Annotated in this window: 11 protein-coding genes and 1 pseudogene; 3 read left to right on the top strand and 9 right to left on the bottom strand. The window is 36.0% G+C overall.

Annotation, left to right across the window (positions count from 1 at the left end):
* Nucleotides 1-87: 87 nt before the first annotated feature.
* The 6 genes and pseudogenes from guaA to ACSAMO_RS00820 all read right to left on the bottom strand — a co-directional run bounded on the left by guaA (nucleotide 88) and on the right by ACSAMO_RS00820 (nucleotide 5626).
* Complete coding sequence (gene guaA / locus ACSAMO_RS00845; protein ID WP_499209584.1) at nucleotides 88-1620, bottom strand: glutamine-hydrolyzing GMP synthase; 1533 nt, start codon at nucleotides 1618-1620, stop codon at nucleotides 88-90.
* Between the two features lie 74 nt (nucleotides 1621-1694).
* Nucleotides 1695-2162: a pyridoxamine 5'-phosphate oxidase family protein gene (locus ACSAMO_RS00840; protein WP_022229134.1), complete on the bottom strand. Its 468-nt coding sequence runs from the start codon at nucleotides 2160-2162 to the stop codon at nucleotides 1695-1697.
* Nucleotides 2163-2172: 10 nt separating this feature from the next.
* On the bottom strand, nucleotides 2173-2616 hold the full coding sequence (gene dtd, locus ACSAMO_RS00835) for a D-aminoacyl-tRNA deacylase (RefSeq protein ID WP_499209583.1): 444 nt from the start codon (nucleotides 2614-2616) through the stop codon (nucleotides 2173-2175).
* Entirely contained in the window at nucleotides 2613-3032 is a 420-nt protein-coding gene (locus ACSAMO_RS00830; RefSeq protein ID WP_499210111.1) for an ABC transporter C-terminal domain-containing protein, read from the bottom strand. The genes dtd and ACSAMO_RS00830 overlap by 4 nt, the downstream gene beginning before the upstream one ends.
* A gap of 36 nt (nucleotides 3033-3068) precedes the next feature.
* A pseudogene (abc-f, locus tag ACSAMO_RS00825) lies at nucleotides 3069-4487 on the bottom strand (ribosomal protection-like ABC-F family protein); the annotation flags it as partial.
* 50 nt (nucleotides 4488-4537) lie between these two features.
* Nucleotides 4538-5626, bottom strand: a complete 1089-nt coding sequence (locus ACSAMO_RS00820; RefSeq protein WP_499209582.1) for a glucosaminidase domain-containing protein — start codon at nucleotides 5624-5626, stop codon at nucleotides 4538-4540.
* A 184-nt stretch (nucleotides 5627-5810) separates the two neighbouring features.
* On the opposite strand from ACSAMO_RS00820, the gene ACSAMO_RS00815 reads away from it, so the two are divergent.
* Nucleotides 5811-6245, top strand: coding sequence for a hypothetical protein (locus tag ACSAMO_RS00815; protein ID WP_022229138.1), 435 nt, complete (start codon nucleotides 5811-5813; stop codon nucleotides 6243-6245).
* 1 nt (nucleotide 6246) lies between these two features.
* Here ACSAMO_RS00815 and ACSAMO_RS00810 read toward each other — a convergent pair whose 3' ends face one another.
* Nucleotides 6247-6918 (bottom strand): DUF6198 family protein, encoded by a 672-nt coding sequence (locus ACSAMO_RS00810; RefSeq protein ID WP_499209581.1) that lies wholly within the window; start codon nucleotides 6916-6918, stop codon nucleotides 6247-6249.
* A gap of 86 nt (nucleotides 6919-7004) precedes the next feature.
* Complete coding sequence (locus ACSAMO_RS00805) at nucleotides 7005-8264, bottom strand: rhamnogalacturonidase (RefSeq protein WP_499209580.1); 1260 nt, start codon at nucleotides 8262-8264, stop codon at nucleotides 7005-7007.
* 201 nt (nucleotides 8265-8465) lie between these two features.
* On the opposite strand from ACSAMO_RS00805, the gene ACSAMO_RS00800 reads away from it, so the two are divergent.
* Together ACSAMO_RS00800 and ACSAMO_RS00795 are read left to right on the top strand one after the other, a co-directional pair.
* Nucleotides 8466-9017: an RNA polymerase sigma factor gene (locus ACSAMO_RS00800; RefSeq protein ID WP_022229143.1), complete on the top strand. Its 552-nt coding sequence runs from the start codon at nucleotides 8466-8468 to the stop codon at nucleotides 9015-9017.
* Nucleotides 9010-10518: a DUF4179 domain-containing protein gene (locus tag ACSAMO_RS00795; RefSeq protein ID WP_499209579.1), complete on the top strand. Its 1509-nt coding sequence runs from the start codon at nucleotides 9010-9012 to the stop codon at nucleotides 10516-10518. The genes ACSAMO_RS00800 and ACSAMO_RS00795 overlap by 8 nt, the downstream gene beginning before the upstream one ends.
* 328 nt (nucleotides 10519-10846) lie before the next feature.
* On the opposite strand, the gene ACSAMO_RS00790 is transcribed toward ACSAMO_RS00795, so the two are convergent.
* Nucleotides 10847-12088 (bottom strand): SGNH/GDSL hydrolase family protein, encoded by a 1242-nt coding sequence (locus ACSAMO_RS00790; RefSeq protein WP_499209578.1) that lies wholly within the window; start codon nucleotides 12086-12088, stop codon nucleotides 10847-10849.
* Nucleotides 12089-12124 lie beyond the last annotated feature (36 nt).

Raw genomic sequence — 12124 nt, 5'->3', positions numbered from 1 at the left:
AATTATTTAGTGTTGCCAAATTGTTGCCATTTTGGACTCGTAAGTGATGCAAACGGCGTGGTTAAGCCATTTGTGAGGCGTGATACCTCATTCCCACTCAATAGTTGCAGGTGGTTTTGAAGTTATATCATAGACAAGTCTATTAACGTGTTTTACTTCGTTTACGATACGATTTGATGCTTTTTCTAGGACATCGAAAGGTATTCTTGCCCAATCGGCTGTCATAAAGTCGGTTGTGGTTACGGCTCTTAAAGCAAGGGTATAATCATATGTTCTGCCGTCACCCATAACGCCGACGCTACGCATATCTGTAATAACGGCAAAATACTGGTTTATATCTCTTTCAAGACCTGCATTTGCGATTTCTTCTCTGAATATAGCGTCTGCGTCACGCAAAATTTCAAGTTTATCTTCTGTAATTTCGCCTATAACTCTTACAGCCAATCCCGGTCCCGGGAACGGTTGACGCCATACGAATTTTTCAGGCAAACCAAGTTCGATACCAAGCTGACGCACTTCATCCTTAAACAAATCACGAAGCGGTTCAACAATTTCTTTAAAATCAACGTGTTCCGGAAGTCCGCCTACATTATGATGGCTCTTAATAACAGCCGCATCACCTGCACCGCTTTCGATAACGTCCGGATAAATTGTACCTTGAACAAGATAATCAACCTTACCGATTTTCTTAGCTTCCGCCTCGAACACACGAATAAATTCCTCACCTATAATCTTACGTTTCTTTTCGGGTTCTTTTACGCCCTCAAGCATACCTAAAAATCTATCCTGTGCATTTGCTCTGATAAGGTTAATATCAAACTGATTTCTGAAAAGATTTTCAACTTCATCGCCCTCATTTTTACGAAGAAGTCCGTTATCAACGAACACACAAGTAAGCTGCTTGCCTACCGCTTTATGAAGCATAACTGCCGCAACAGATGAATCCACACCGCCTGAAAGAGCACACAAAACTTTACCGTCACCAATCTTTTCACGCAAAGCCTGAATTGATTTTTCGGCAAAATCGGACATAAGCCAATCGCCCTTACAACCACAAACGTTAAACAAGAAATTCTTCAACATCTGCTGACCTTGTACAGAATGATTTACTTCCGGGTGATACTGTACCGCATACAATTTCTTTTCTTCATCTTCATAAGCCGCACACGGACAATCGTTAGAATAAGCAGTAATCTTGAAACCTTCCGGAATTTTATCGATATAATCCGTATGGCTCATCCAAACTACTGTATTTTTATCAACATTTTCAAACAACTTACTTTCAGAAGTTGTAATTTCCGTCTTACCGTACTCACTTACAGGAGCAGTATCAACGTGACCGCCAAGAGTATATGCCATAAGCTGACTGCCGTAACAAATACCCAAAATAGGAATACCAAGTTCAAAAATCGCCTTATCGTAGTGTGGTGATTTTTCGTCATACACACTGTTCGGACCGCCAGTAAAAATGATACCTACCGGATTTTTTTCTTTAATCTTCTCGATAGAATTTTTGTATGACATAACCTCACAATATACGTTACACTCACGTACTCTGCGGGCTATAAGCTGATTATACTGACCGCCGAAGTCAAGCACAATTACTGTTTCATTCTGCATTTTCTTTCCTCCGTTTATTATATTATTTTAATTATATCATTAATCGACACTGTTTTCAATAGCTTTTAAAAGTTTTAATGTTCTTTGCACGACCATTCTGTCACAGCTAATTTTATGACAGCCGTGCGTTCAAGCACGTTTTCGTTAAATTCATAATCGGATTTACCTGTATAGTGGTGCATGATCTGATTAAGTCCTTTAATTTTAGTGTCCCTGTCTGCCACTATTTTTACCTGTCCCCTACCCATAATGCTTTGATACAAATACGAATGCCCGCAAGCAGTATCACTTGTTACAAGCTCATGTTTCGTATCTGTTTCAAAACTTATTTCGGGTTGATTATTGATTAGATCAATCTTCTTCCCCTCTGTCGCTCCGTGAAAATACAATGTAAGTTTGCCGTTATTATCTTCATATCCGAAGTTCATCGGAACAATATACGCACCTTTATCGTCCACCAACCCTATACGACAGCAGTCACACGATTTCAATATTTCAATCATTTTATTGTAATCCGTAACTTCACGTTCTTTTCTTCGCATAATCACAACCTCAGTTCTTGCTCTCCAAAATTATTGTAACAGGGCCGTCATTTGTAAGTGATACTTTCATATCCGCACCGAATTCGCCTGTTTCGGTATGTATACCTTGTTCCCTGATATATGCAACAAATTTTTCATACATTTCATTTGCGCTGACAGGCTCCATTGCATTGCCAAAATACGGTCGTCTGCCATGCGAGCAATCGCCGTACAAAGTAAATTGCGATATAACAAGCATACTTCCGCCGACATCTTCAAGACTCAAATTCATTTTATCGTTTTCGTCACTGAAAATACGCAATTTTATAATCTTGTCTGCGATATACTTCATATCTTCTTCTGTATCACCGTTGCCGACACCTAGAAGAACAAGCAAGCCGTTATCAATTTTTCCGTTTACTCTGCCGTCAATTTTAACATCGGCATTTGTTACTCTCTGTACAACCGCTCTCATACGTCATACCCACTTTCTTCTATTATCATTTGCAAGCGTTCCCATTCTTCCATAAGGCTTTCGATTTTGTCCTGCAATTCTGTTATTTTGTCGGTTATCTCGCCTGCTTTGACATAATCGGTTGCAATATCGGAATTTTCAAGCTCTTTAGAAAGTTCCTCAACCTCCGATTCCTTATTTGATATTTCGTCCTCAACCTTTGCAAAGCGATTAAGCGTTTTACGTTTTTCCGCCTCCAAACGCTTTTGCTCCTTATAATCAAGGTGACCTGCCGACTCTGTTTTCTGTTCTGTCTTAATCGTTTCGCGTGCCACAAAGCTGTCGTAATCACCGCTGTAACTTTCGACACCGTTTGGCGTCAAATACAAAATTCTGTCAGCAAGTTTATTTATAAAATATCTGTCGTGCGATACCATTATCATAGTACCGTCATAATCGGAAAGTGCATTTTCAAGAGCCTCTCTCGATTCAATGTCAAGATGGTTTGTAGGTTCGTCCATTATAAGCAGATTAACACTCTTAAGCATAAGTTTTACAAGTTCAACCCTAGCTCTCTCGCCACCGGACAACTTATGTATTTCCTTGAACACATCTTCACCTTTAAACAAAAATACTGCAAGTGCATTTCTGATTTGGGTTTGAGTAAGGTTAGGATATTCATCCCACACCTCGTCTATAACCGTTTTATCCATATTAAGATTTTCTTGAATTTGGTCATAGTATCCTATATGAATATTCGCACCGATTTTATATGAACCTTCCGTCTGCTCATAATCGCCCATTAAAATTTTAAGCAACGTCGTTTTACCGCAGCCGTTCGGACCTAAAAGGAATACCTTTTCACCCTTTTTAATAAGCATATCAACATTTGAAAACAATCTGTTATTATCAAATGCCATACCCAAACTTTCCGTCTGCACAACGTCTTGTCCGCCGCCTGCACAAGCCTTGAATGTAAACTCCATTTCTTCTGGCGACTGCATAGGTGCATTCAAATCTTTTTCAAGTCTTTCGATAACTTTCATTTTGCTTTCGGCGGTTTTAATATTTTTCTCTCTGCCCCAACGTCTTTGTTGCTCAACAACATTTTCAAGACGTTGAATTTCACGCATTGTGTTATCATAATTTCTCTGTTCGGTCTTTTTGTCAATCTCTTTTTGTGCCATATATGCACTGTAATTGCCGTTATATGAACGAAAACGACCGTTTTCAAGTTCAAAAGTCTTGTTCGTAACTCTGTCAAGAAAATATCTGTCGTGCGATATTACAATAAATGCACCGCTATAATTTCTTAGGAAATCCTCTAGCCATTCAACCGACTCTATATCAAGATGGTTTGTCGGCTCGTCCAAAAGCAACAAATTTGCATCGGACAAAAGAATTTTACCGAGTGCGACACGCGTTTTTTGACCGCCGGATAATTTGTCTACACACAAGTCAAATTCATCTTCCGAAAAGCCCAGTCCCGTAAGTGTGCTTTTAACTTTTGATTTATAATAAAATCCATCACGTTCGGCAAATGCTTCCTGCAAAGAAGTTTGACGTTTTACAAGCTCGTCGATATTGCCGTTATTATTTTCTATATCGAAACGAATTTCATCAAGCTGATTTTCCATTTCGATTACATCGGCAAACACCGTAAGAGTTTCTTCCCATATACTCTTTTCACTGCCGTTTACGGAATACTGATCAAGGTAACCGACACGCAAGCCTTTATTCTTAAAAATTTCACCCTCATCATAATCCATATCACCTGTGATTATTTTAAAAAGGGTTGATTTTCCCGCACCGTTTACACCGATAAAACCGATTTTATCGTTACTGTCAACATTAAACGATACACTGTCAAAAAGCGTTTCATCAAGAAACATTTTCTTTATATTACTTCCATTAAGCAGTATCATAAATTACTCCTTGTATTTTAGTATTTCAACATATTTTCAACCATTGTCATTATGTCATATCCGTAATTAATATCAGGACACCAACGTCCGCCAAGTTGCTCGACATACTTTACCGTACCTGCCCAAGCTATACTCTTTACAACATAATATCTGTCGTGCGGCTCTCCTACTGGTGCAAGTCCGACATACGCAGCCATATGATTATAATGTGCTCTTACACCGTCCTCAGGTGTTGCAAAAGTTTCGTGATCCTCTGTTTTGTCACCTGTCGGTTTTTTAATTTTTATGCCTGCCCAGTTATTCATTTCAGGCAATACAGCGCCGCCGTAATTTCCGTATGCTGTTTCTTTGCCGGCTTGTGCATACATCACTTCCGGTCTGATTCCGAAAACTTCTCCGTAATACCAATAAATCGGTGCTATATCAATAAATCTTTGGTGTGCCCCTTTTGCCTTTGCCCAAGCCTGTGCCTGTTCAACCGTTACCTGTGCGTTACCTGTGATTGAAGTTTTGTCTGCCGCAGGATTTACCACTCTGTAAAGGAACGTACAAGCCTCCGCTCTTGTAAGCAAATCTTTCGGACGTATATTACCGCTGTCACCAAGCATATACAAATTTGTTACTGCGGTTTCAAGAAAATTTTTATATGCGTCATCAACGCTTTGAGCGTCTTTAAAGCTGTAATTTGTGATTGTATAACTGTCAGCTGCCTTTTGACCGCTTGCTTTTACCAATGACGCCGCAAATTCTTCACGCGTTACATATTCACCGCCGTTAAATAACGAGCCTTTTTTCGGCATATAATCTTGAAATGCCTGTACATATTTATATGACCACTTATTTTTTTCCACATCATTAAATCGAACTGCTGAATTCGATTGTAAATTAAATGTATCTGTAAATATTTTCGCCATTTGTTCTCTTGTAAGATTTCCGCCGAGCATAAGGTCACCTGTTTCGTCACCCGAAATTATATTGTTTTCCAAGCAATATTCAACGCTTTCCTTTGCCCACGGATACTGTTTCTGCCAGCCTGCCGCCATAACAGGTGCAGATGCCGTCGCACAAATCGCCACTGCAGATATTAACGAGATTATTTTTTTCATAATAGAATGTTTCCTCCAAGTCGTATATTTTACCAATAATACATTATATATCAAAAACATACCGATTTCAACATCATAGTTAAAATTATTTTGATATATTACCAAAATATATATGTATCATATCTCAATTTACCGAATAAAATACATTTTTAAGGTTATTACTATACACAAAAGGAGTGATATTATGATAGAACAAGATACTGTAAAACTTTTAAGAGAATGTGACGCCGGTATAAAAATGGGCGTGTATTCAATAGAAGAAGTTCTCGGTGATGTAAACAACGGTAATTTCAAGCAAATGCTTGAAAAAGCAAAATCAGACCACCAACAACTTCAAGATGAAATTCAAATACTTCTTGACAAATACCACGACGACGGCAAAGATCCTAATCCTATGGCTAAAGGTATGTCGTGGTTTAAAACGAATATAAAAATTTCTGCCGATTCTTCGGATAATACGATTGCCGACCTTATCACCGACGGCTGTAATATGGGTGTTAAAACATTGCACAAATATCTTAACAAGTACAAAGCCGCCGATGAAAAGTCAAAAGATATTGCTAAAAAACTTATCAATATTGAAGAAGAACTTACCGTTGATATGCGTTCTTATTTATAATTTATTTAGATAAAAACGAAACAAATCTGAACTTTTTATCCATCATATTGCCGATAATGCCGACCGTTTTACCCATAGTAAACGCCGCAAGGACAGTTCCTATTCCCAATCCGTCAAGACGTCCGAAAAATATAAGCGTCATACAGGCAGTTACTGCCAAACACGTTACGTCAAAAATTATTTTGACTTTTGAATATGAAACGTTTATAATCTCCGATAACTCTCTCGGGAAAAGGTCTGTCTGTATTATCGGTAATTTACATCTGTTTGATAATGCTATGCCTATGCAAAGCAAGAAATAACTTACGACAAAGTATAACACGCACCAACCCAAATCGGTCGGTAAAATGTCTATCCACATTTTATGTACATCAAGCAATTCACTGAATATAAAGCCCACCACAAAGCTGAACAAATATTGCGGAACAAACTTTTTTCTAAGAATCATTAAACTCAAAACAAGCAATCCTTGAAAAATATATGTCCATGTTCCAAGCGATACTTTCGGAATAACCTCCGAAAACGCATACGGAACACTCGATATAGCCGAAATTCCCGCACCTGAATATAACATAAGCACAACGCCAAAACTGTTGATTATAACCGCCAACGCAAGTGCCAATTCTCCTCTGAATATATGTAAATTTTCTTTATCCGTTGTGTATCCCTCCATTGTTTTTTGCCTTTGATTTACACATCGGGATTTATTATACCACAAAATTATTTCTGATACAACAGAAAAACTTCTATAACACAACGTTACAGAAGTTTTTGAATATCTATATTTTTAATTTTCACATTTTGTATTGCATTTTCGTTAAATCCGTTTACTTTTGCGTTAATCTTTAAATTTTCAAAAGTAAAATCAGACAATACATATTGACTTTCATCTGTCTTGACATCAAAAAACGTATTACACTCACATTCGCAATTTTTCATTACAACATTATCCGCATAAGAAAGTGGCACATCTTCCCTGTCTTTCAAATCGTAAAACTGCGTCCACGGGTTTATATTAATAAAACTGTCAATTTTACCTTTTATATCTTTAACACTGATATATTCATAATGCTGAGGTGTATCTGGACGCATTTTAAGCCACAACAAATTTTTACCCTCTTTAATATTTATTCTTCTTAAAATTATATTTTTATTATGTACAGATTCCGAACCGCAAGTTAGGCAACCGTGACAGAAACCGTATGTACAATCTTCAATTAAAATACGTTCGTTAGAGCCGTTTTCGGGTAATTTATCCGCCCAAGGACCTTTTCCGCCTTTCAGTACCACCGAATCATCATTAACTTCAAGATAACAATTTTTAACCAAAACATCTGTACACACGTCTATATCAACAGCGTCTGTACTCGGTGCTTTAATCGGCTTTGACGGTGAAAATATATTGCAGTTTATATACTTGACGTGATGACATTTGTATATATGAGTAGTCCAATAGTGCGAATTTTGCAAGTGCAAATCGACTATTGTGACATTACTGCTGTTTGATATGTAAACAAGTCTTGGACGTTGCTCGTCCTTGTTGGTACAGTTTGGATTCCATTTACGTCTTAGCCAAAACGCTCTCCACGCTTTCAAACCGTTTCCGTCTATTGTACCTTTTCCGCACATTTTAAAACCGTCAACATTATCTGCATTAATCAACGCAGCAAAATACGGACACGTTTCACCCTCCATACGAGTTTGCATTATCGGATAATCGTAAATATCATCACTGCCCTTTAACACTCCGCCGTCCTCAATATAAAGATTTACCCCTTGTTTGAAAAACAACGCACCCGTAAGATATGTTCCTTTCGGAACTACAATAACTCCGCCGCCGTTCTCATATGCTCTGTCAATCAAATTCTGTATTTCTTTCGTATGTATCTTGCCGTCATCAAGGACATTGTTATCGGTTAATACATATTGCTTACCCAAATCACTTAATTCGGGTATCTTTATATCGTAAAACCACTTATCTATAACAGTTCCGTCAGGGAAAATTTCTTGTTTGTCCATATTAATTCTCCTATTTTTTTATTTAATTATATCACGTCACTTTGCATTTTGCCATATGTTTTGCTTGTTTTTCACCTGCATAATATGATACAGTAAAATAAATTTTTATAATATTGAAACTTTTTATATATTTTCTGTGTATATAATAGCGTACACATCAAAAAATAGTGCTATTTTTTACAACGAGAGGAGGCTTATATTTTGATTGATGAACAAAAACTTTTACATAATCTCAAAAAGCGAAATCGTAACAGCTTAGATGACATTATAAAAATATACACGCCGTATATAAGCGTGATTGTTTATAATACAGTCGGCTGTAAATTATCAAAAGAAGATATGGAAGAAATCGTTTCCGATACATTTTTTCTTTTATGGCAAAACTCTTTAAATATTGATGAAACCAAAGGCAATATGCGTTCATATTTAGCAACTATTGCCCGAAACACATCAAAGAATAAACTTCGCAAATATCATTCAAATGAAGTTCTGAATGAGCAAATTATATCAAGCGATTTAACACCTCAAGACAATATAATAAAAGCAGAAAACAGTCAATTTTTAACCGAACTGATTACATCACTCGGCGAGCCTGACAGTGAAATATTTTTCAGGTATTATTACTACAATGAAAAAATCAAAACAATTTCAAAAGCAATGAATATTTCCCTGTCGACAGTCAAAACAAAACTGTATCGCGGTAAACAAAAATTAAAAAACACTATTATAAAAAGGAGGGCTAATGATGAATAAACATTTAGCTAAATTACAAAAAGAATTAGATATTTCAGATACTCATAATATGCCGAGTACGGATATTATTCTGAAAAACGTAAACAACAAAATCAATGTTTCTCCTGAAGAAAGGAAGATTTATATGAAAAGAAAATATTTAAAAATAACATCAATCGCCGCCGTTATATGCGCACTTGCGGTTACAACCGCATTTGCAGCTGATTCAATCAGCGGTAAAATCGGCGAAATTATATCATATTTCCAAAATGACAATGCTGTCGAAATGACAAGCCTTGAACAGCTTGCAAATTTTAACGACTCAATCGGAAAAAGCATATCAAAGGACGGTTACACACTTACTCTCGACAACGTAGCCGCTGATGATAACTTTGTTCATGTATTTTATACAGTTACTTCTGAAAATGAGCCTTTTTACAATAGCTCTGACAATAACGCACCTATTTGGAGCAACAGTTTAAATGTTTCGGCAGACATTCGATGTGTTATAAACGGCAAGCTATCAGACGTAAGCAACAACAATCACGAAAGCGGATATTTTGTTGACCAACATACATATAAATGTGCGAAAAAATACAATGTGTCAGGATATAATATTCCGAATAAATTCAATCTTGAATTGTTTGCATTTATATCAAAAGCAGATACTTCCGAAGAAAATTTTCCTGTCGCATTTACCAAATTGTTGAACGGTCAATATGACGGTATAACCGATGACGATAAAAACTCAGTGTGGTACATTTCAACCGATATTGACAAATCAAAAGTCAAGGTTAGTAGTATAACAAAAGACATAAATTTAAAATTGCCTAATTCTGACGCTACTGTTGAAAAAGCCGTATTTTCACCATTCGGCAATCAGCTTGTGATTTCAACCCCATCAACAGGTGATCCTGATAATGTCATCGCAAATATTGACAGTTTTGCTTTGTATGACGAAAACGATACTTGCCTTGATATTTTAAACTCTGATTTAAGTGTAAATGGTGACGGAAGTTCACGAAATTCACTTGAATTTCTTAAAGCAAACAAGGATACAAAACAGTTAAAATTCGTACCTGTTAAATACTCATACAATACAGAAGATTGCGATACAATATTTAACAGTGTCGGAACATATCCTATTGAATACAAAATTAACGACTATGGCAAAGTGATTGTAACCGGTATCAGAATTACAGACGGTGAAATTGACATTGATTATTACAAAGACGGTTTTGTTCCATATGATCCTGCGTTTGTTCTTCAAAATGATAACGGCGAAAATGCCGAACCAGGCGATAAATTCAGCTCAACATTATACACCGATGTAAATTACGAAACTAACAGCTATACTGCAAGGTATGTATTTGAAGCATATGACGATAACGGTAAACTATTACCGATACCCGAAAGTTCAAAAGCAGACGCTCTAAAACAGCAATTTACAAAACTCGGTGTTGTTAAAACAGATTACTACACTCTTGATTTTGACAGTGCCGTAACAGTTAATCTAAAATAGTTAAAAAGGTGTCAAGCCCAAGTGAACATAATTTCAAAAAACTGATAATAAAAAAGAGCCTCCTATGGTAAAATGAAACCATAGGAGGCAATTTTATGTCAAAAAGTTATCGTCATATACAAGAATGTAACAAAGAAATTATTGGATTAAAGCATAACGGCTGTCCGGTTAGACAAATATGTGAAAAATACAGATTTAGCAAAAATACTACTCTATATTATTTTGAATGTTCATTACAGAATACACGGCAAGAAAATAAGAGGGAGAGAAGAAATCTTATTAGGGGTAACAAGTAGACCGTATATTCTGAAATCAACACTCAGCTCCATCAATTATCACATATATCGGCAATAACACCGGCTAAAGCATCTCCCATCTGCTTATATCCTATTTCAGATGGATGCACCCAATTAGTTATATGTCGTTCAAAATGTTCTGAATATATATTACTTTTTATGTAATCACTCTGAAATCCATTCACTGTATCACATACAGCAAGCATAGGACATACAAAAATATTCTCGTTTCTGCGTCTGTCAAACAAGTCTGTAATTGCACTGCAAGCCATTTTTATACAATATTCATATTGTTTCGCACTGCTTTTACAACCAAGTTGTGTACCCCATGAATATTGATCGCCACCACATATAGGGAGATTTATGACAATTTTTATGTTATGATTATATTTATGTATCGCCTCTATCATATTATTAAGATTGCATATAAATTTATTTAATTCATTGTCAAATTCAGAATAACTGCATATTTGAAATTCATTTGCACCGAATAAAATTGAAACAATATCAGGAGTCGGCATTGAATAACGCTCCATATATTTTGAAAAATCAAATTTGAACACCGGATTTTCACAAACAACATCATATATTCCTTTACTATAACGATACAGTTTATCATTATCGCAAATAACCATTCCGTCTTGTATTGGCGTTACAGATGTTCCTATATGACTGTAATCTGTATTTGCATTGAGCATATATTCATAAAATTTTTTATCACCGTAATATTCTTTACCGTCAAATCCTTCAGGAAATAAGAACGGAGAAATTCCCCAACCGTCATCTGTATATTTTTCAAAATACGCACTGCAAGTCCAACCGCCTCTTCCTTCGTGATTTACATTATGACTGATATTTCTTAAACCTATTGTATTAATATTTTTTAGTTTATTCACAGTATGAGCAATATAAGTTTCAGCCATAGTCATACTGTCACCGATGCAAAGCAAATTAACGGTCGGATATTCTTTTTTCTCAAATATTTGAACGCGGCAACTCTTTTCAGTGAGCAATTTGCCGTAATATCCATAAATTTTCAACGTAAGCAAAAAAGTATCGGCTATGTCATTAAACTCTTCCAACCGCCAACAATTACCAAGATTTTTGCCAAATTCACACTCTATCTGAACATCATATTCTTCAGAGTATGGATAAATAATATTTTTATAATATATCGAATACTGTTCAAAGTCTGTATATATACTTTGATTTTTGACATCTCTTAAAACAGAAATTTTTTCAGGCAATATTATAATAGGCTTATCACAATACATAATCATTTCATCCTTTGGTTTAATATATGTGATACG

Source organism: Ructibacterium sp. SJQ-7, assembly GCF_054696575.1.
This window is presented reverse-complemented; position numbering and strand designations above follow the sequence as displayed.